The organism is Chryseobacterium arachidis (assembly GCF_900129245.1).
GTDB lineage: Bacteria > Bacteroidota > Bacteroidia > Flavobacteriales > Weeksellaceae > Chryseobacterium > Chryseobacterium arachidis.
The window spans coordinates 491268-511294 of the sequence record NZ_FQUT01000002.1 but is presented as its reverse complement, the minus strand read 5'-3'; the positions used below and the strand labels follow the sequence as shown (position 1 = coordinate 511294).

18 protein-coding genes are annotated in these 20027 nt (G+C 37.2%); 9 read left to right on the top strand and 9 right to left on the bottom strand.

What is annotated here, in order from left to right; translation table 11 throughout:
• Positions 1-21 precede the first annotated feature (21 nt).
• The 3 genes from BUA89_RS06060 to BUA89_RS06050 all read left to right on the top strand — a co-directional run bounded on the left by BUA89_RS06060 (position 22) and on the right by BUA89_RS06050 (position 5442).
• Positions 22-3291 carry an efflux RND transporter permease subunit gene (locus BUA89_RS06060; protein ID WP_072954081.1) on the top strand — a complete coding sequence of 1090 codons (3270 nt, stop codon included), beginning with the start codon at positions 22-24 and terminating at the stop codon, positions 3289-3291.
• A 25-nt stretch (positions 3292-3316) separates the two neighbouring features.
• The gene (locus BUA89_RS06055) at positions 3317-4423 is read left to right on the top strand and encodes an efflux RND transporter periplasmic adaptor subunit (RefSeq protein ID WP_072954077.1); all 1107 of its coding nucleotides are present in this window, start codon (positions 3317-3319) and stop codon (positions 4421-4423) included.
• 305 nt (positions 4424-4728) lie between these two features.
• Positions 4729-5442, top strand: coding sequence for a C40 family peptidase (locus BUA89_RS06050; RefSeq protein ID WP_072954075.1), 714 nt, complete (start codon positions 4729-4731; stop codon positions 5440-5442).
• A gap of 102 nt (positions 5443-5544) precedes the next feature.
• Here the strand turns inward: BUA89_RS06050 and BUA89_RS06045 are convergent, their stop codons facing one another.
• The 6 genes from BUA89_RS06045 to BUA89_RS06020 form a co-directional block, all read right to left on the bottom strand.
• Entirely contained in the window at positions 5545-6120 is a 576-nt protein-coding gene (locus BUA89_RS06045) for a pentapeptide repeat-containing protein (protein ID WP_072954072.1), read from the bottom strand.
• Positions 6121-6226: 106 nt separating this feature from the next.
• A complete protein-coding gene (gene rodA / locus BUA89_RS06040) occupies positions 6227-7456 on the bottom strand; it encodes a rod shape-determining protein RodA (RefSeq protein ID WP_072954068.1) in 1230 nt (409 codons plus the stop codon).
• Positions 7453-9498, bottom strand: a complete 2046-nt coding sequence (locus BUA89_RS06035; protein WP_072954064.1) for a peptidoglycan D,D-transpeptidase FtsI family protein — start codon at positions 9496-9498, stop codon at positions 7453-7455. The genes rodA and BUA89_RS06035 overlap by 4 nt, the downstream gene beginning before the upstream one ends.
• Positions 9495-10001, bottom strand: a complete 507-nt coding sequence (locus tag BUA89_RS06030) for a rod shape-determining protein MreD (protein ID WP_072954062.1) — start codon at positions 9999-10001, stop codon at positions 9495-9497. Before BUA89_RS06030 ends, BUA89_RS06035 begins: the two co-directional genes overlap by 4 nt.
• Positions 9994-10848, bottom strand: coding sequence for a rod shape-determining protein MreC (gene mreC, locus BUA89_RS06025; protein ID WP_072954058.1), 855 nt, complete (start codon positions 10846-10848; stop codon positions 9994-9996). The genes BUA89_RS06030 and mreC overlap by 8 nt, the downstream gene beginning before the upstream one ends.
• Before the next feature lie 28 nt (positions 10849-10876).
• Positions 10877-11902, bottom strand: a complete 1026-nt coding sequence (locus tag BUA89_RS06020; RefSeq protein ID WP_027381028.1) for a rod shape-determining protein — start codon at positions 11900-11902, stop codon at positions 10877-10879.
• 397 nt (positions 11903-12299) lie between these two features.
• Here BUA89_RS06020 and hemA point away from each other — a divergent pair, with 397 nt between their 5' ends.
• Genes hemA through hemE form a run of 6 tightly spaced genes read left to right on the top strand, consistent with a single transcriptional unit; the run spans position 12300 to position 17493 of the window.
• Positions 12300-13574 (top strand): glutamyl-tRNA reductase, encoded by a 1275-nt coding sequence (gene hemA, locus BUA89_RS06015; protein ID WP_072954054.1) that lies wholly within the window; start codon positions 12300-12302, stop codon positions 13572-13574.
• Positions 13561-14469: a hydroxymethylbilane synthase gene (hemC, locus tag BUA89_RS06010; protein WP_072954052.1), complete on the top strand. Its 909-nt coding sequence runs from the start codon at positions 13561-13563 to the stop codon at positions 14467-14469. Before hemA ends, hemC begins: the two co-directional genes overlap by 14 nt.
• Positions 14470-14490: 21 nt before the next feature.
• Positions 14491-15072: a DUF1287 domain-containing protein gene (locus BUA89_RS06005; protein ID WP_072954050.1), complete on the top strand. Its 582-nt coding sequence runs from the start codon at positions 14491-14493 to the stop codon at positions 15070-15072.
• 2 nt (positions 15073-15074) lie between these two features.
• Positions 15075-15731 carry a peptidoglycan recognition protein family protein gene (locus BUA89_RS06000; protein ID WP_072954047.1) on the top strand — a complete coding sequence of 219 codons (657 nt, stop codon included), beginning with the start codon at positions 15075-15077 and terminating at the stop codon, positions 15729-15731.
• A complete protein-coding gene (locus tag BUA89_RS05995) occupies positions 15731-16414 on the top strand; it encodes a uroporphyrinogen-III synthase (protein WP_072954045.1) in 684 nt (227 codons plus the stop codon). Before BUA89_RS06000 ends, BUA89_RS05995 begins: the two co-directional genes overlap by 1 nt.
• Positions 16415-16455: 41 nt before the next feature.
• Positions 16456-17493: a uroporphyrinogen decarboxylase gene (hemE, locus tag BUA89_RS05990; RefSeq protein WP_072954043.1), complete on the top strand. Its 1038-nt coding sequence runs from the start codon at positions 16456-16458 to the stop codon at positions 17491-17493.
• 136 nt (positions 17494-17629) lie between these two features.
• Here hemE and BUA89_RS05985 read toward each other — a convergent pair whose 3' ends face one another.
• The 3 genes from BUA89_RS05985 to BUA89_RS05975 form a co-directional block, all read right to left on the bottom strand.
• The gene (locus BUA89_RS05985) at positions 17630-18262 is read right to left on the bottom strand and encodes an NAD(P)H-dependent oxidoreductase (RefSeq protein ID WP_072954042.1); all 633 of its coding nucleotides are present in this window, start codon (positions 18260-18262) and stop codon (positions 17630-17632) included.
• A gap of 97 nt (positions 18263-18359) precedes the next feature.
• Positions 18360-19283, bottom strand: a complete 924-nt coding sequence (locus BUA89_RS05980) for a Dyp-type peroxidase (RefSeq protein WP_072954041.1) — start codon at positions 19281-19283, stop codon at positions 18360-18362.
• 21 nt (positions 19284-19304) lie between these two features.
• Positions 19305-20027: an ABC transporter ATP-binding protein gene (locus BUA89_RS05975; RefSeq protein ID WP_072954039.1), complete on the bottom strand. Its 723-nt coding sequence runs from the start codon at positions 20025-20027 to the stop codon at positions 19305-19307.

Genomic DNA, 20027 nt, shown 5'->3' with positions numbered 1-20027 from the left:
ATTATAATCAACATTATCTCAATGAATTTAATAAGATTTGCATTAAGAAAACCCATTACGATTTTAGTGATCGTTGCCGGATTGTTTTTCTTCGGAATACGGTCTGTAAACTCCATTAAAGTCGATATCTTCCCCAAACTAGATCTCCCGGTAATCTATGTTTCCCACCCATTCAGTGGCTATACCCCACAGCAGATGGAAGCGTTTTTTGCTAAACAATACATCAATATTTTCCTTTTCGTGAACGGAATTAAAAGTATTGAAACCAAAAATATACAGGGACTGACGTTAATGAAAATTAATTTCTATCCCGGAACTAACATGGCCCAAGCTGCAGCAGAACTGAACTCTTTTTCAACCAGAATTCAAGCTGCATTTCCACCGGGTTCCAACCCTCCTTTTATCATTCGTTTTGATGCTTCTACCCTTCCGGTCGGGCAATTGGTTTTAAGTAGTGATAAAAGATCCAACAACGAATTGCTCGATCTCGCAAACGTGTATGTGCGATCGACATTCACCTCAATTCCCGGAATTGTTTCGTCTCCGCCTTTTGGTGGAAATATTCGTACGGTTGTCATTAATGCCAATCCAGATTTGCTCCGTCAGCATAATATGACACCTGATCAGCTCGTAGAAGCATTAAGATTAAACAACCAAACTGCACCTTCCGGAAACGTAAGAATCGGAGACAAATATTACATTACTCCGACCAATACGATGATTAAAAATGTAAAAGACTTTGAAAATATTCCTTTGTATAAAGGCAGCGTTCAGAATCTTTATTTAAGAGATGTTGCGACTGTTACCGACGGAGCGGATATGACTTCCGGTTATGCTTTAGTGAACGGCCGTCGTTCGGTTTATTTGAGTATTGCTAAAAGTGCCGATGCTTCAACCTGGGATGTTGTTCAGAATCTGAAAAAGCAGTTACCGCAAATCCAGTCTAATCTTCCGGATGATGTGAAAGTCAGTTTTGAATTTGACCAATCAACTTATGTAATTAATTCCGTTAAAAGTTTATTGAGTGAAGGAACTATCGGAGCAGTTCTCACAGGATTAATGGTCATCTTATTCCTCGGCGACATCAGAGGAGCATTGATTGTAATTCTCACTATTCCGACCTCCATTATTTCGGCGGTTTTATTTTTAAATCTTTTCGGACAGACCATCAATATTATGACGTTGAGTGGACTCGCTCTAGCCATTGGAATTCTCGTCGACGAAAGTACCGTTACCATAGAAAATATTCACCAACATTTGGACATGGGAAAACCCAAATCTCTCGCCATTTGGGATGCCTGTAAAGAAATTGCCTTTCCGAAATTGCTGATCTTATTTTGTATTCTGGCGGTTTTTGCTCCTGCATTTACGATGGGCGGAATTCCGGGATCATTATTCTTACCATTGGCTTTAGCAATTGGTTTCAGTATGATTGTTTCTTATTTTCTTGCACAGACTTTCGTTCCGATCATGGCCAACTGGATTATGAAAGTGAAACATCACAAAGCAAAAGACGGCCACACTTTATCAGATTCCGAAGAATTAAAAGCTGCCGGGTTGAGTGATGAAAACGACACCTGGAGCCAAAAAGAAATTTTACTTCAGAATGAAGACAGTAACCGTGACGGAAAAGTTAGTTTATTTGAAAAAGTAAGGTTCCGCTATCTGAAATTTTTAGACAGAATTATGCCTTATCGTAAAATGGTGGTTTCGGCTTATATATTATTGATGATAGGAATGATTGCTTTATTTCTAAACAGTATCGGAAGAGATGTTTTACCGCAGGTGAACGGAACACAATTTCAGGTAAGAATGAGAGTTCCGGACGGGACAAGAATTGAAAAAACCGAGCTTCAGACTTTAAAATTATTAGACGGAATTAAAGAAATTGTCGGAAAAGGCAATGTTTCCATTACTTCTGCGTATGTAGGAACACACCCTACTCTTTTCTCGGTAAGCCCGATTTACCTCTGGATGGCGGGTTCTCATGAAATGGTTTTACAGGTTGGTTTAAATGAAGATTATCACACCAATATGGATGATTTAAAAGATAAAATCAGGGAAAAAGCGAAAAACATCAATCCTGACATGAAATTATCTTTCGAACCGATTGAATTAACGGAAAAAATTCTGAGTCAAGGTTCTCCGACTCCGATTGAAGTGAGACTATCGGGAAGAGATAAAAGCGTAAATGAAAATTATGCTAAAAAAATCGTAGAAGAATTAAAGAAGATTCCATATTTGAGAGATGTTCAGATTGGTCAATCTATAAAATATCCCGCGCTGGATATCAATGTTGATCGTGTTCGTGCTGCTCAACTGGGAGTTGATATGTCCGATGTTTCTCGCTCTTTGGTAGCTTCAACATCCTCATCAAGATTTACCGAAAAAAATATCTGGACGGATGAAAAAGGAGGTTATAGCTACAACGTGCAAGTTCAGATTCCTGAAAACAAGATGAACAGCAAAGAAGAAATCGCAGGAATTCCGTTGCAGAAAAACTCCAACAGACCGAATTTGGGTGACGTTGCAACCATTAAAAACAGCTTCACCTACGGAGAAACCGACAACTTGGGAGCAATGCCGACTTTAACAGTGACTGCCAATCTTAACCACACTGATTTAGGAACGGCTTCAAAAGATGTACAAAAAGTAATTGATAATATGGGTGAACTTCCAAGAGGTTTAAATATTCAAATGATTGGTTTAAGCCAGACTTTAAATGAAACCCTGAGCAGTTTACAAAGCAGCTTAATTATCGCAATCGTTGTGATTTTCTTGATGTTGGCCGCGAATTTCCAGTCATTCAAAGTTTCTGCGGTTGTACTGGCAACAGCGCCTGCAGTTTTGGTGGGATCTTTAGCTTTATTAATGATCAGTGGGTCAACGCTTAACCTACAATCGTACATGGGAATCATCATGTCGGTCGGAGTTTCGATTTCGAATGCCGTATTGTTGATTACGAACGCAGAACAATTAAGAAAACATAACGGAAATGCGTTACTTTCCGCAAGAGAAGCCGCAGCGTTGAGGTTAAGACCAATCGTAATGACCGCTTTAGCAATGGTTGTGGGAATGATTCCGATGGCATTGGGATTGGGAGAAGCCGGAGATCAGGTTTCACCGTTGGGAAGAGCTGTAATCGGAGGTTTGATTGCTTCTACTTTTGCCGCTCTGTTCGTTCTTCCGTTAGCATTTGCCTGGGGACAAGGAAAAGCGACTACTCAAAGTGTTTCTCTTGATCCGGAAGACGAAGAAAGTATTCACTTTATGCCTGAAATTGTAAAATAATAACCTAAACTATTAATAATAAAATATGAATCGATTATATAAATATTTAATTCCGACAATATTGGTTTTCAGCTTACAAAGTTGCGGACATGAGGAAAAAAAAGAAGCCAAAAAATTAGCAGAGCCATCTTCTCCGGATATAGAAGCGGTGAATCCTTCTCAAGCAGATTTTTCGTCATCAACGGCGATTCCGGGTGAATTGCAACCTTATCAGAAAGTTGATGTGTATGCTAAGATCAGCAGTTTCGTTAAAAAATTATACGTTGATGTCGGAAATGAAGTGAGAGCCGGACAATTATTGGCAACACTAGAAGCTCCGGAAATCAATTCTCAGCAAAGCGCGGCTTCATCGGCTTTAAAATCAAAAGAAGCATTGTACATTGCGAGTAAAGCGAAATACGATCGTTTAAAAGAAACCAGCAAAACTCCGGGAACGATTTCTGCGCTTGATTTGGAACAGGCTTTGGCAGCACAAAAGTCGGATTTAGCACAACTGGAAGCCGCAAGAGCCTCCTATCATGAAGTTGCCGATGTTAAAAATTATCTGCAGATCAGGGCGCCATTCAGTGGGAATATTGCGACGAGAAATGTGAGTGCAGGAGCTTATGTAGGACCTTCGGGAAAAGGTTCGGATTTGCCGATGTTCAGTTTGGTTCAACAGGATAGATTACGTTTGGTAGTCAATGTTCCTGAATCTTATACTGGATTATTGAATAAAAATGGGGATATTAAATTCTCCATTCAATCTATTCCGGGAGAAACTTTTACCGCGAAAGTGGCAAGATTTGCAGGAGCTTTAGACAACAAACTCCGTTCTCAATGGGTGGAAATGGACGTTTATAATAAAGACAAAAGACTGTTGCCCGGAATGGTTGCCAACGTGATTTTACCTTTAAGTGAAAACAATAAATCTTTGTCTGTTCCTTCCACAGCAGTTTTAAATTCCACTTTGGGTGTTTTCGTTATTAAAGTTGAAAAAAACATTGCACATTGGGTTCCTGTAACGGCGGGGATTGCTAATGGAGAAGTCACAACAGTCATCGGAAATATTTCTACAAATGATGTAATTGTTAAGAATGCATCCGAAGAAATTCGTGATGGACAGAATATTAGAGTTAAACTGCTTAAATAGGCTAATAATCAAAGTTTTATTAACAAAATTTAGGACTCGCTTTTCTTTAGCATCAATTAGAAAAAATCCTTTAATAGGAATCATCTATAATAATTATGTTAAAGAATCTTAATAAAAAAAACCGCAGACACACCTAAAATAGGGGGCTGCGGTTTGTTTTTTTTTAACATACCTAAATAATATGTTAAAATGTGTTAAAATAAGAACCTGACAATTATCATATCTGGGCTCTTTTGGTCGGATTCTATATTTTTGTAATGCTTTTGAAAATATACTATCCTATTTAACACGATAATCAAATATATATGAAGAAAAGAGTTTTGTTTTATTTAGTTGCTTTAGTGTCTACAGTATCGTTACAATCGTGTGTTACAAACTACGTAGTTTCAAAACCAGCAACTTATGCTAAAGAATACAAAACAGATGCCAAACTAGCTTCCTCAGAAATGAGCAAAATGGAGCAGGATAAGCAGAAATTAATCAACGCATTCATAGCAGAAAAGACCGCTTCTATAGCAAACGCAAAAAATTCTATTAAAAATTCTGAGATTGCAAAAGCAATCAGACACAATAAAACAATCGACAATATTTTAACTGAAGCCGAAACTTATCTTGGAACTCCTTACAGATATGGAGGAATGACAAGAAACGGAATCGATTGTTCGGCTTTTGTTCTTTCAGTTTTCGGTGCAGCAGCGGGACTTAGCTTACCTAGAGTAGCGGCTTCTCAGTCTCAAGAAGGAGAGAAAGTCGAGAAAGAAAACCTTCAGAAAGGAGATTTGATCTTCTTTTCTCACGGAAGAAGAATCTCTCACGTAGGAATCGTGGAAAGCGTAACTGAGGAAGGTGAAGTAAAATTCATTCACGCAGCTACTTCAAAAGGGGTAATGGTTTCTTCACTGAATGACTCTTATTGGGGGCCTAAATACAGATTCGGAAAAAGAGTCATCAATGAAAACGGAGAAGCTTACAACAATCTTGCAACAACCACTCCTGCATCGAACGGAACAAGTTTTTAATTTTAAATAATTGATTTAAATAATGAAACCATCAAGATTCTTGATGGTTTTTTTGTTTTACTGTTTAACGACTGTTATTGGTCTGGATTCAAAATTCTGTAATTAGCTGTTTTTATCGATTTCAATATCAAACTGACGAAGAAGACCTAAGATTTCAGAAAGTGAAAATTTAGCCTTTTTAAGCCTGTTTTGAGAAGGATCTATGGAGTAATTCATCGATGTTCTAAAATCTGCTTTTTCAAGGTTAGTTCTGTCGAAAACAGCACCGGCAAAATCACAATGGCTGAATACGGAATTTGACAGGTCGCATTCGGCAAAATCGACTTCTGTTAATTTTGAATTTTTAAATAAAGTCTTTTTAATATTTGTTTTGTAAAAGATGGAATTGTTTAATAAACAACCTTCAAAGCGGAATGACATTCCGAATTCATTGCAGTCATCAAAATGAAGCCCGAACATTTTGCATTCTTTGAAAGTGACATCACGGAAAGCTGTTGAAACAAGTTTTGCCATGCTCAGATTACATCCGATAAACTTACAATCATTAAAACTAAAAAACGAAAGATCTGCATATTCAAAACTGCAGTTTAAGAAAGTACAGTTTTCGTATTCGCCCTTTTGAATTTGGGAAAAATCTGCATTTTCGAAAGTCTGATCTAAGACGTACGCTTCTTTCATAAGGTTTTATGATTTAAGTATTTTCTCTCGTTGATTTTGCTGATTTCGCAGATTGATTTTAGTAAAGTTTTAAAAAGAGTAATTGTCAACTTCCAGCTTCAATCCTTTATACCAAACTATTCTTATCCGAATAATTTAATTTAAAGAAAATAAAAGTCATTATGGAGAAGGCAAGTAAAGAACTTCCTCCATAACTAAAGTATGGCAACGGAATCCCAACCGTTGGGAAAAGCCCCATAACCATGCCTAAATTGATCGTAAAGTGCATGAGAAGGATCGAGGCAAAGCAATATCCGAAAACACGGTTAAACCCGGATTTCTGCTGTTCTGCGAGATAATAGATTCGTCCTATAAAAATCATGTAAGCAAGAATCAAAATGGTACTTCCCACAAATCCCCATTCTTCGCCTACGGTACAGAAAATATAATCAGTTTCCTGCTCCGGAACGAATTTGCCCTGTGTAACAGAGCCTTCACGATATCCTTTTCCTAAAAGTCCTCCGGAGCCAATCGCAGTTTTTGAATATAGTAAGTTGTATCCCGAAGTATCCCTGAATGCTTTTTCACCTTTAAAAAGAACTTCAATCCTTTCTCTCTGATGTTTCGGCAGTTTTTCTAAAATATAAGGAGAACCGAAAGCCAGGCCACACAACAAGATTACAGAACCTGCAATACTTGAGATAGAGATGACATTCCAGGACATTTTATAGTAGTTCATTGCGATATAGCCACCAATAATCAAAACAATAGTGATGGCAACCCAGATAGGATTGACAGCTAATGAGATCAGAAAGACACCGGCAAATAGAAATCCTACTCCAAATAAAACTCCACTGAGTCCTTCACGATATAAAGCAATAAAAAAAGCGATAAAAACCAACATTGACCCTACGTCGGGAATTGCCAGTACAACTGCCGCCGGAATTCCTACAATGGCTAATGTTGTGAGTAAAGATTTTCTGTTTTTTAAATTAAATTCAGGCCCGGACACATAATTGGCAAGCATTAATGCGGTTCCTATCTTCGCAAATTCTACGGGCTGCATCGTAAAGCTTCCGAATTTGTACCAGTTTTTCTGTCCGAGAATTTCCTTTCCGAAAGGGAAAAGTCCGATTAGCAGTAAAACGCCGCCGATATAAATAATTCCCGACATGTTTTCGAAGAATTTGCTTCTTCCTACAAAAATGATTAATCCTACAAACAAAGAAATACAGAAGAAAATTAATTGTTTTTCTCCTAATTTCTGATCGACACTGTAGATATTGGCAATTGCAAACATGCAAAGCAGGAAATACAACCCAAGACCTAACTTATCTATTCCTTCAGTCCATTTCATTGCTTAACAGGTTTTGATTTTTTAGCGTTTTGGATCTTTTCTTCGTCTATTTTTTTCTGAAGCTTTGCTTTCTGCTCTTTAACAGCTTTGAGGCTGTCTTCTATTCTTTTTCGTGTTACAGAGTCTAAGGAAGGATCTTTGTAAAGGCCTTTCCTTTTTAGATCGGCAATCCACTGCCTTTTGTATTCAGGCATGAAGCTGGCACCGGTCATCTTTTTATAAAGATTTTCACGTTTAAGATCTCCGGTAATGTATTTTTCTGCAATTACTGTAGAAGCGGGTCCTGCCCAGGTAGCTCCAAAACCAGCATGTTCCATTACGGCAACAACGACAATTTTGGGTTTTTCGGCAGGCGCAATCAATACGAAAATAGAATTATCTTTTCCTTGTGGAACCTGTGCGGTCCCTGTTTTAGCCAACATCGTAAAATCATTGGATTTCAGGCTATGGGCTGTTCCTCTTAAAACTACGGCTTCCATCCCTTTCAATACAGGATCGAAATGCTTTTTATCAACTAATGTCTGGTGTCTTACTTTAAATCTAGGATCCGGATTGGGTTTTCCATCGATAGCTTTTACAATATGCGGTGTATAATACCATCCTTTGTTTGCAATTGCGGAAACATAATTTGCCAACTGAAGCGGCGTAACGAGTACATCTCCCTGTCCCATACCGTTGTAGATAGCTCCCGTAGACATTTCGTCCCAATTCTTAAAGTCAGTTCTTTTAGAGCCGCTGGCTTTAATCATGGCTTTAAATCTTTTTTCATAAAAATCTCCGGAAGGAATTCTGCCTTTGGCTCCAACCGCAAAATCATTGTTCAGGAATTCTCCGACTCCGAAACTGCTCATAATCTTTTTCCACTCATCAACTCCTCTTGAAGGATTGTTTGGGTATTTTTTAATGATCGCAATAAACGCATACGTGAAAAAACAATTGCTGGAAACTTGTATAGAAGGGATCAACGGATCTGCACCACCATGACCTTTAATTCTTTTCCCGCGGTAATAAAATCCACCACCACAAGGGAAAATTGTATTTTCGTCCATCACGCCCATCTGCATTGCTGCTAAGGCTGTTAACAGTTTAAAGGTTGAGCCGGGAGGGTAGGCCGCCTGAAGAGATCTGTCGAAAGTCGGCTTGTTCTCGTAGATTGTGTCTTTTGATAAAGCATATAAGTTTCTAGACTTGTTGGGCCCTGTGAAAAGATTCGGGTCGATATCAGGGCCTGTTGCAGCTACTAAAACTTCACCGTTATTCGGGTCTATGGCTACGATTGCACCGTGTTTATTCACCAGCATTTCTTCTGCCATTCTCTGAAGATCATAATCGATGGTTAATGTAATATCCTTTCCGGTAATAACATCTTTATCTAAAGAACCGTTTTTATAGGAACCGACATTTCGAAGTTTAATATCTTTCTGGATGTATTTCATTCCTTTTACCCCGCGAAGTTCCTTTTCATAGGCCTTTTCGATCCCCGTTTTTCCGATGAAATCCCCGGGTAAATAGTATGCTGAATCTTTTTTGATCTCCCTTTCGTTTACCTCACTTGTATAGCCCAAAAGGTTTCCGGAAGTGGAGACTTCATACTGACGCTGAGGCCTTGAAACAATACTGAATGCAGGATATTTAAATATAATCTCCTGAACTCTGGCAATATCTTCACGACTTAAATTTTTCATAAAAGTCATCGGAGTTAGTTTGGAGTAATATTTTTCTTGTTTAATATTGTTTATCGTCTTGATAAAATCAGGTTTTGTGATTTTCATCAAATTACAGAAAGCCAATGTATCAAAGTCAGGTCGCATTAAAGCCTGAGTAAAAGAAATTTCGTAGGCAGGCTGGTTTCCTACCATAATTTTACCGTTTCTGTCGAAAATTACCCCACGCTGCGGGATGATATATTCAATTTTAATGGAAGTATTGGCTGCATTTAAGGCATAACGATCTGTAAAAAGCTGTAAATAGGCAATTCTCGCCACGAATATCAGGGCGATAACAACAAGAGCCGAAAAAATTTTTAAATAACGTGTGTTCAAACTTTCTGTTTGATTTTAAATATTAATGCGTAAATAACTATAAATATAAACGAAATTACACTAGTTACCAATACATTAAGTAATATTTCAAAAAATCTACTAAACTTAAAGAACTCTATATATTGTACTAAAAGCTGGTGTAAAAAGATACTCGAGAACAGAAACAGCAAAAACTGCGCCCATTGAAGGGACTGGAAAGAGAAAAAATCTGTAGAAGTATCTGTAGAAGTTCTGAAGATCAAGGTTCTGAAATAGGCGATCAACGTTGTTGCAAAGGCATTGATCCCTCCCGAATAGAGAAGAATATCAATGGACAAGCCAATCAGAAAACTTAAAGCTAAAAACTGAAATTTATTTCTGAAAAAAGGATAAAACATGACAAACACAGGATACAGCACCGGAGTGTACTTCCCGAAAATGGTGATTCTGTTCAATACAAAAATTTGTAATGCAACCAAGAAAATCATGATTAATATGTCCGTAAATAATGTCCTGCTAATCATTTTCTTTTTTTATTACAGCCTGCATTGTGTCTTGTATCTTTTGAACTTCAGCTTTCTTAAGGTTTTTCACCACGTAAACTTTACTTAAAGCTCCCATTTTTTCGCTTAATTCAACTGAAATATCCCAGAATCCTGTTTTATTATCTACGGAATACCCCGCTATGGTACCAATCTGAACGCCTTTAGGAAAAATAGCTGATTTACCGTCTGTAACGACAGTATCACCAATTTTTAAGGCCACATATTTAGGAATATCTGCCAAGTGCATTACTCTTGAATTATCTCCGTTCCATGTTAAGGTTCCGAAATATCCCGAATTTTTAAGCGCTGCATTGATTCTGATTCTGTTCACACTTAAAACTGACTGAACCAACGCATAACTATCGGTAGAATTAATAACGATTCCCGCAATACCTTTCGGAGCCATCACTCCCATTTGCGGAAACACGCCGTCTCTTCTCCCTCTGTTTATTGTAAAATAATTGTTTCTTCTGTTGATGCTGTTGAAAACAATTTCACCATCTACAAATGTATAGATCTGTCCACCGCCCAACGTATCATGAACTTTCCTGAATTTTGGATTTGCTGCTCCCTGTTTCCCATAAAGCTCAACCATCAAAGACTTGTTTTGTGCCACAAGATCTTCATTAATCTGCTTTAATTTAAGATAAGAAACCCCTTCATCGATATACCCTGAAACCCATGAATTCAACGCGGCCGATTGCCCTGCAATCCAGGATCTCTGCATGGCGTTTTTAGAGAATATCAGAACAAGAGCAATGATTTGCAGGAATATAAAGAAGACAAAAAGTGCATTCTTCGAAAATAATCTCAGCAAAAATCCCATTCAGATATAAAGTCGTAAAAAGTTAAAATTATTTAATTAAGAAATTGAATTTATCCATATTCTTAAGTGCAATACCTGTTCCTCGAACTACAGCTCTCAACGGATCTTCTGCAACAAATACAGGAAGACCGGTCTTTTTGTGTAATCTGTCCGCAAGACCTCTCAATAGTGCACCACCACCTGCAAGATAAATACCTGTTTTGTAGATATCGGCTGCCAATTCCGGAGGTGTAAGAGAAAGAGTTTCCATTACCGCATCTTCAATTCTGATGATCGATTTGTCTAATGCTCTTGCAATCTCTTTGTATCCAACCATGATTTCTTTTGGCTTACCAGTGATAAGGTCTCTACCCTGTACCGGAATATCTTCGATATCCACATCAAGATCTTCCACAGCAGAACCCACTTCAATTTTAATTCTCTCCGCAGTTCTTTCCCCGATGTATAAATTATGGTGAGTTCTCAAGTAATAAGCGATGTCGTTGGTGAATACATCACCTGCAATTTTCACAGATTTGTCACAAACGATACCTCCTAAAGCAACCACAGCAATTTCCGTAGTACCACCACCTATGTCGATGATCATGTTACCCTCAGGTTTTTGTACGTCAATTCCAACCCCGATTGCTGCTGCCATTGGCTCGTAAATCAAACGAACTTCTTTAGCATTTACTTTCTGTGCTGAATCTCTTACCGCTCTTTTTTCAACTTCAGTGATACCGGAAGGAATACAGATCACGATTCTCAACGCTGGCTGAATGAATTTACCTTTAATTCCAGGGATTTTTTTGATAAATTCTTTAATCATATGTTCAGAAGCATGGAAATCTGCAATTACCCCATCTTTCAACGGACGAATCGTCTTGATATCCTCATGAGTTTTACCCTGCATGTGTTTTGCCTGTTCCCCGACGGCAATCGGTCTCCCCGTAGAACGCTCAATTGCAACAATTGACGGCTGATCTATAACAATTTTATTATTATGGATGATAAGGGTGTTGGCAGTACCAAGGTCTATCGCAATCTCTTGCGTAAACATATCGAATAAACTCATACTTTTTACTTCTGATTTTTTTAAAGAGTTACAAAGATATAAATTTAAGACGTCTAAAGAAATTTCGCAAGCAGATAATTTGGTTAAAATTTTATTAAAATTTGTGTAGTGTTATTAACTTTTACTTTAAGTATTTACAGAGCCTGATTTAAATTCAGATTGAAGCGTTTTTCCTGTAAACAGAGAGGAAATTGAAGATGCATCTTTTTGTTGTTTTTGGAATTATGTTCTTTTTATTTTAATGATAAGTTTGAAGTGTTAAAAATGAAGCAAAAATTTTAACTTTAATAACAATTAAAAATTTATTTAGAACCATCCCAAAATAGTTTTTTACGATAATTATCATATACAGTATCAGAAGACGATTCACTAAAAAAAGCGTAAATTTGCCCCGCTTATGTTACAGTACTCCAATATACATCAGACTTCTAATTTTGCCGTACTTTCCATCAGTTTCGAAAAAGCTGATGTAGAAACGAGAGGTAAGTTTGCTTTCTTTGATGAAAATATTAAAAATTTTGTTTCCCGGGTTCATAATGAAGATCTGGGGGATGCTTTTGTGGTTTCTACCTGTAACAGAACCGAAATTTATACAACTTCTCCCAACTACCTTTTGGTAGCAGAAGAGTATTGTAAAACTATCGGAGTAAATCTGATGGATTTTCTTCAGTTTGCCAATATTCTGACCAAAGAAGAAGCGCTAACCCATTTGTTCAGAGTGGCGGCAGGTCTGGAAAGCCAGATCATTGGTGATTTTGAAATCATTGGACAGATCAAAAAAGCGTATGCCCGTTTTAAGAAGGAGAGAAAAAACTCGAATCCTTTTTTAGAAAGATCGATTAATTCTGCCATTCAGATCTCCAAAAGGATTAAAAATGAAACGGGAATTTCCAATGGGGCAGCTTCTGTTTCTTATGCGGCGGTTCATTACATTTTAAACAATCAGAAAAGAATTGCTGAAAAGAATATTCTTTTATTGGGTGTTGGTGAAATCGGACAAAACACAGTGGAAAATCTGGTAAAGCATGTCTATCAGCCAAAAATTAAAATTGCTAACAGGACTCAGGAAACCGCAGCCAAAATCTCAGAGAAATATAATATTCCTCATATCGACTATGCTGACTTTGATAAGGAATTAAGCAATACTGATATTCTGATTGTAGCAACGGGAGCCAAACAGCCGATTGTGAATAAATCCCACTTTGCCAACGGAAGAGAAATGTTGGTGATCGACCTTTCAATTCCTCATAATGTTGATAAAAACGTGACGGAGCTTGAAAATATAACCCTGATTGATGTTGATGAGCTTTCAAAACAGATCCAGGAAACCATTCATCAAAGAGAAAAAGAGATTCCGAAGGCAGAAAAAATAATCAAGGAAATGTCGAAAGACTTTCATGAATGGGAGAAAAAAAGAAAGCTGGCACCAAACATTCACCATTTCAAAGCGGTTTTAAAAAATATGGAACGCAACGAAATGCACAATTTTTACAGAAAAAATAAATACATAAACATCACGGATATGGAACTTTCGGATAAAATGATCCAGAAAATTACCAACCGTTTTGCAAAATATATCATCGATAATCCGTTAAAAGCCGAAGAAATTAGTAAATTAATGCACGAAATATTAGTTGAACAACCAAACAACGAATTCAATGAAAAGCATTAGAATCGGAACAAGAAATTCTGCATTGGCACTTTGGCAGGCTCGAGAAGTTGCGAGACACCTTCAAAACAACAATTATTTAACGGAAATCGTTCCTATCGTCTCTTCAGGGGATAAAAATCTTACTCAACCGCTTTACGCATTAGGAATCACCGGAGTTTTTACGAGAGATCTTGATGTCGCATTATTAAATGACGAGATCGATATCGCTGTGCATTCTTTAAAAGATGTTCCGACCAATCTTCCTGAGCATTTAGAAATTGTTGCTTACTTAGAAAGAGATTTTCCACAGGATGTTTTAATCAGAAAAGAATCGGCAAGAAATAAAGAATTCCACGAGCTTAAATTAGCGACCAGCAGTTTAAGAAGAAGAGCATTTTGGCTTAAAAATTTCCCGCATGCAGAATTTTCAGATATTCGCGGAAATATTCAGACACGTCTTCAAAAGCTGGAAGAAGGTGATTTTGATGCTACAATTTTATCTTTGGCAGGAATCAAAAGAATGAAAATGGACATTGATTATGAAATGTTGCCGTTTTTAATTCCGGCTCCCTCGCAAGGTGTCATCGCTGTTGCAGGACATTCAGACAAAAAAGAGATCAACGAAATTTTAAGTTCAATCAATCATAAACCTACTCAGATCTGCGTAGAAATGGAAAGAAACTTCCTGAATACGCTGGAAGGAGGCTGTACAGCACCAATCGGAGCTTTCGCTGAAATCTTTGACGATCAGATCCGTTTCAAAGCGGCACTTTGTTCATTAGACGGGAAAAACTGCATCGCAACAGATGAAAGTTTTGTCTACAATGAAGAAGAAAATTTCGGAAAAAAATTCGCAAAAGCTGTTCTTGAAAACGGCGGAAAAGAATTGATGGCGGAAATTAAAAATCAGATCTAATTCTTTTAAATTTCCAAAATAATGAGAAAGTACTTCACTGTCCTTATTATTATGTTATGTGTTTTTGTTTCGAAAGCACAAAATCAGTTTGCCCAAAAACTTTCTAACGCGGCAGTAAGTCTTACAAAAGATAAGGTTACTTACGATCCGGCCTATTTCACTTTAAAATATCCGAATGGAGACGTTCCGTCTGACAAAGGAGTTTGTACGGATGTTGTGATCCGGGCGTACAGAAAATTAGGAATTGATCTGCAAAAGGAAGTTCATGAAGATATGGCGAAAAATTTTTCAAAATATCCTAAAAACTGGGGTTTGAAAAAGCCGGACACCAATATCGATCACCGCAGAGTTCCCAACCTTCAGGTTTTCTTTACCAGATTCGGAAAATCAAAATCTATTGAAACAAAACCTGAGCTGTATGTTCCGGGAGATATTGTCACATGGATTTTGCCCGGAAATTTAACACACATCGGAATTGTTGTCAATAAAAAATCTGCGGACGGAAAAAGATATTTAATTGTACATAACATTGGAGCGGGACAGGTTATCGAAGACTGTTTATTTAAATTTACAATCACAGGACATTATCAGTATCAGAAATAAATATGAAGAATATTATTTGCTTTTTGTTCGTATTGATGATAGGTTTAGTGAATGGACAAAAAAACGAACCCAAAATAATTAATAAGCCTATCAATTATTCTGCGGAGAGAGTTCGCTTGAGCTTAGAATATTTGAAAGATCATCATGGTTTGGTTCAAAAAACGCCGACAATTGTTCCCAAAATGATCGTCCTTCATTACACTGCGGGAGGAAATGTGGAAAGCAACTTTAAATATTTTAACAAAACAAATCTGGAAAGCGGAAGAAGTACTTTGAAAAAACAAAGTACATTAAATGTTTCTTCGCAGTTTATCATTGACAGGGACGGAACCATTTATCAACTGATGGAACCGACACAATTTGCAAGACATACGATTGGATTAAATTACTGCGCTATCGGAGTTGAAAATATCGGAAGCAAAAAAGAACCACTCACAGATAAACAAATCGCAGCCAATGTGCAATTAGTGCGATATTTAACTCAAAAATATAAAATTGAATATCTCATCGGACATTCAGAATATGGGATTTTCAGAAATTCTAAACTTTGGAAGGAATCAGATCCTAATTATTTCACTGCAAAAGAAGATCCCGGAAAAGAGTTCATGAATAAAGTAAGACTTCAGGTCGCCGATTTACATTTAAAAGATAAGCCTTAATGAAAATTTTATTTACCAAAAATATAGATCCAAAGATAATTTCCAAAGAATTGGGAGAAGATATTCTGGCGGATTGTATTGAGGTAATTAAAACAAATTCTATCAAAACAGATCCATTCGATTTAAAAAATTATTCGCTGATTTTTACAAGCGTGAATGGAGTTTCCTCATTTTTTAAAAATGGTTTTAAACCTAATGAAGATTTCACGGCAAAGAACTACAATAAAATTTATTGCGTGGGCGAAAAAACAAAACGCGAACTCAGAAAACACGGCTTCGGAACTTTTAAAGTGTTAAAAAATGCCGAAACATTATCGAAATTCATCACGCATCACTGTCAGTATGAAACATTTTTGCATTTCTGTGGAAATTTAGCTATAAGTGTGCTGGATAAAGAGCTTCCACTTCAAAATATCAAGTATAAAAAAATTACGGTTTACAACACCGAGGAAATCAATCCGTTGATAACTGAAAAATATCATGCTGCCGTCTTTTTTAGTCCGAGCGGAGTTCGTAGTTTTGCAAAACAAAATTCTTTTCAGGATTTGATGCTTTTTTCGATCGGGGAAACCACTTCCGGCGAGTTGAGAAAATATACTTCACAATCGGTTTTTACTTCAGAAGGAAACAATCTGATCTCTCTTCTGGATTTAATAAAAAAGGAATTTGTAAACAAAAATTGAATAGTTACATTGTCTTTTTGGCAATATCAGTCTAATATATTATGATTAAAAACGACCTGTATTTAAAAGCACTTCGCGGAGAAACCGTAGAAAGACCACCCGTTTGGATGATGAGACAAGCCGGAAGATATTTGCCGGAATTCATTGCACTGCGTGACAAATATGATTTCTTCACAAGATGTCAGACTCCGGAATTGGCTTCCGAGATCACTGTACAACCGATAAGAAGATATCCTTTGGATGCTGCGATTTTGTTCTCCGATATTTTGGTGGTTCCGCAAGCGATGGGAATCGATTTCAAAATGAAGGAAAGCGTGGGTCCGTGGTTGGATAATCCGATCAGAACGATGGAAGATGTACAGAATGTTGCCGTTCCGGACGTGAATGATACTTTAGGATACGTTTTTGATGCGATTGAACTGACTTTACAGAAATTAGACAATGAAATTCCATTGATCGGTTTTGCGGGTTCACCCTGGACAATTCTTTGTTATTGTGTAGAAGGAAAAGGAAGTAAAGCTTTTGATATTGCTAAATCTTTCTGTTTTCAGCAACCGGAAGCGGCTCACTTGTTATTGCAGAAAATTACAGATACTACGATTGCTTATCTGAAAAGAAAAGTTGAAAAAGGGGTTTCTGCCGTTCAGGTTTTCGATTCCTGGGGCGGAATGCTTTCTCCGGCTGATTATCAGGAGTTTTCCTGGAAATATATCAACCAGATCGTTGAAGCTTTAAGCCCACTAACTCACGTTGTCGTTTTCGGAAAAGGATGTTGGTTTGCCTTAGAAGATATGGTACAGTCTCCGGTTTCAGCTTTAGGAGTTGACTGGACGATCAAGCCGGAATTTGCAAGAACATTGACCAATCACACGATGACACTTCAGGGAAATTTTGATCCTGCAAGATTACATTCTACACCTGAAACCATCAAGAAAATGGTGACAGAAATGATCAACCGTTTTGGAAAAGACCGATATATTGCCAACTTAGGACACGGAATTTTACCAAATATTCCTTTGGAAAATGCGGAAGCATTTATCCGAGCGGTGGTGGATTGGAAACCGAGTACTCAGTTTTAATTCTTGGTTTTGATGAATCTTAAAGAAGCTTTTTAAGAAACCTTATAGGTTTTTAAAACCTATAAGGTTTGATCCATAAAATAAAACAGCCTTTCAAATTCTGAAAGGCTGTTTCTATGAGTAAAATAATTAATAATTAGTTGATTTCTGTAACGAAATCTTCTTTCGGTTTTCTTACTTTCGTAAGGTTTACCAACCAGTCGTTTGAAGCATCTCTGTAACCTAATGGCAATAACAGAACGCTTTTCAGACCTTTTTCTTTTAAATTTAAAATCTGATCCACTTCTTCTGGAACAAAACCTTCCATCGGCGTAGAATCCACTTCCTCGAACGCAGCAGCAATAATAGCCGCACCAAATCCGATATAAGCCTGTTTTGCAGCGTGTGTAAAGTTTTCTTCTGCAGATCTCTGAGGATACATACCTAACAGCATCTGTCTGTAATTTTCCCAGCCTTCATTCTTAAAACCTCTGATATCATTCGTCAAATCAAACATATTATTGATTCTTTCTTCCGTATAATTATCCCAGGCTGCAAAAACCAAAAGGTGCGAACAATCCGTGATCTGTGGCTGATTCCATGCGTGGGGCTTAATCTGTTCTTTAATCTCCTGATTGGTAATCACGATGATTTCGAAAGGCTGAAGACCACTTGAAGTTGGTGCTAGTCTAGCGGCTTCCAATATTTTATCCACTTTTTCCTGTGGTACTTTCTGACCGTTCATTGCTTTGGTAGCAAATCTCCAGTTCAGTTTTTCAATTAATTCCATACATTAAATTTTGACTACGCAAAATTAGCTTATGCATGATAAATAACCATTACAGATTTTTAAATTTGAAAAATTGTTAATATCTATAATTAAATTTCTAACCCGAAAAGTCATCCAGCATATTTCTTGTCGGAACAAAGAAAAGCGATCCGGTAACTGCAGTGCTGAAATCCAGAATACGGTCATAATTTCCGGCGGGATCGCCAATGAACATGTTGGTCAGCATTTTTTTTGTAGTAGAAAAACTATTCGCATAAGAAATAAAATATGTTCCGAATTCACCAATAGAAGGATTTCCGAAAGGCATATTGTCCCGAACTATTTTCAAATCATCTCCGATATTCGCCAAAGCAATATGAGAATTTGAAGGCTTCACCTCATCGGACATTTCAATATCATTTTCTTTTGATCTTCCGATAACTTTTTCCTGATCTTCTGTGGAAAGGCTTCGCCAGGCATTCATATTGTGAAGATATTTTTGAGTAAAAAGATAACTTCCTCCTTTATACTGCACATCTTCATCGCCAACTTTAGCGAAGAAATCACGGTCTTCATTATGCGGGTTTTCTGTTCCGTCTACAAAACCAAGAATTGAGCGGTCATCCCAATATTTAAAACCATGAATTTCCAAGATACTTTCTGCAACAGGCGTTAATAATTTTGAAATTTCAATAGCCATATCGAAAATAATGCTTTTGTCATCCGCTCTTAAATGAAAATGTAAATCTCCCGGCGTAGAAACGGCGGTATGTTTTACCCCTTTTATTTCTTCAAAATTCACCAGCTCTTTCGGAAGCGGGGTTGGAAGATCTAAAATATTCCATGCATTATGGCCAATTCCCATGACGCAGCTTGCTCTGCTGTCGGGAAACCTGTTGAAAACGGAATTATTTAAATTTAAAACCAGAGCACATAATTGCTGGAAAGTTCCCTTAAGTTTTGGATCATCTATCAATCTCCAAACCATGAAAATCGTATTGCTGTTGGGATAATCAGTCACATTTTGAGATTCGATATTCATTATTATCAGTTTTATTTTAAATTAAACAACTTCAGAAGGAAAAGAAACCTGATCCGCAAAATATTGTTCAAGATCTTTCAGCGTTTCCGGATTGGTCTGAATGTCTTTTACCAATTGACCTTTGTTTACCACCACGATTCTGTTGCAGACTTCTGTTGTATGCGAAAGATCGTGGCTTGAAATAAGGAAAGTCACGCCATCCTGTTTAGATAATTCTTTAATTAAATTTTTAAGCTTGATTTGCGTAGAAGGATCCAGATTCGCAAAAGGCTCATCCAGAATAATTATTTCAGGATTTCCGATGATTGCCCCCACAATTCCTACTTTCTTCTGATTTCCTTTTGACAGATCACGGACATATTTTCCGGAATTCAAAATTTCGCCATTAAAAAGATCGTGGAACTGTTTTACAAACTCATCAACAGAAGCTTTATTCTGCCCCCTCAGTTCTCCGATGAAATAAAAATATTCTTCCGGTGTTAAATAGCCGATCAGAAAAGAATCATCCACAAAAGCGGAGACTTTATTTTTCCATGCTTCAGATTCATTGACTTTAATTCCATCGATGCTTACAAATCCGGTTGTCGCCTGAATCAGATCCAGCATTAAGCTGAAAAGCGTCGTTTTTCCCGCTCCGTTATTTCCTACCAAGCCGAATGTTTCACCGTTGGGAATTTCAAGGTTTTCTATATGTAAAACGGTTGCATTACCGTAAGTTTTGGATAAATTATTAATCGTGATCAT

Coding starts and splice junctions, on each gene's coding strand:
- BUA89_RS06005 (WP_072954050.1), top strand. CDS start 14,491: ATGAGAAAGTACTTCACTGTCCTTATTATTATGTTATGTGTTTTTGTT.
- BUA89_RS06060 (WP_072954081.1), top strand. CDS start 22: ATGAATTTAATAAGATTTGCATTAAGAAAACCCATTACGATTTTAGTG.
- BUA89_RS05975 (WP_072954039.1), bottom strand. CDS start 20,027: ATGATCACGATTAATAATTTATCCAAAACTTACGGTAATGCAACCGTT.
- BUA89_RS06045 (WP_072954072.1), bottom strand. CDS start 6,120: ATGAAAGAAGCGTACGTCTTAGATCAGACTTTCGAAAATGCAGATTTT.
- BUA89_RS05980 (WP_072954041.1), bottom strand. CDS start 19,283: ATGAATATCGAATCTCAAAATGTGACTGATTATCCCAACAGCAATACG.
- rodA (WP_072954068.1), bottom strand. CDS start 7,456: ATGAAATGGACTGAAGGAATAGATAAGTTAGGTCTTGGGTTGTATTTC.
- BUA89_RS06030 (WP_072954062.1), bottom strand. CDS start 10,001: ATGATTAGCAGGACATTATTTACGGACATATTAATCATGATTTTCTTG.
- BUA89_RS06055 (WP_072954077.1), top strand. CDS start 3,317: ATGAATCGATTATATAAATATTTAATTCCGACAATATTGGTTTTCAGC.
- hemA (WP_072954054.1), top strand. CDS start 12,300: ATGTTACAGTACTCCAATATACATCAGACTTCTAATTTTGCCGTACTT.
- hemE (WP_072954043.1), top strand. CDS start 16,456: ATGATTAAAAACGACCTGTATTTAAAAGCACTTCGCGGAGAAACCGTA.
- BUA89_RS06020 (WP_027381028.1), bottom strand. CDS start 11,902: ATGAGTTTATTCGATATGTTTACGCAAGAGATTGCGATAGACCTTGGT.
- BUA89_RS06050 (WP_072954075.1), top strand. CDS start 4,729: ATGAAGAAAAGAGTTTTGTTTTATTTAGTTGCTTTAGTGTCTACAGTA.
- BUA89_RS05995 (WP_072954045.1), top strand. CDS start 15,731: ATGAAAATTTTATTTACCAAAAATATAGATCCAAAGATAATTTCCAAA.
- hemC (WP_072954052.1), top strand. CDS start 13,561: ATGAAAAGCATTAGAATCGGAACAAGAAATTCTGCATTGGCACTTTGG.
- BUA89_RS06000 (WP_072954047.1), top strand. CDS start 15,075: ATGAAGAATATTATTTGCTTTTTGTTCGTATTGATGATAGGTTTAGTG.
- mreC (WP_072954058.1), bottom strand. CDS start 10,848: ATGGGATTTTTGCTGAGATTATTTTCGAAGAATGCACTTTTTGTCTTC.
- BUA89_RS05985 (WP_072954042.1), bottom strand. CDS start 18,262: ATGGAATTAATTGAAAAACTGAACTGGAGATTTGCTACCAAAGCAATG.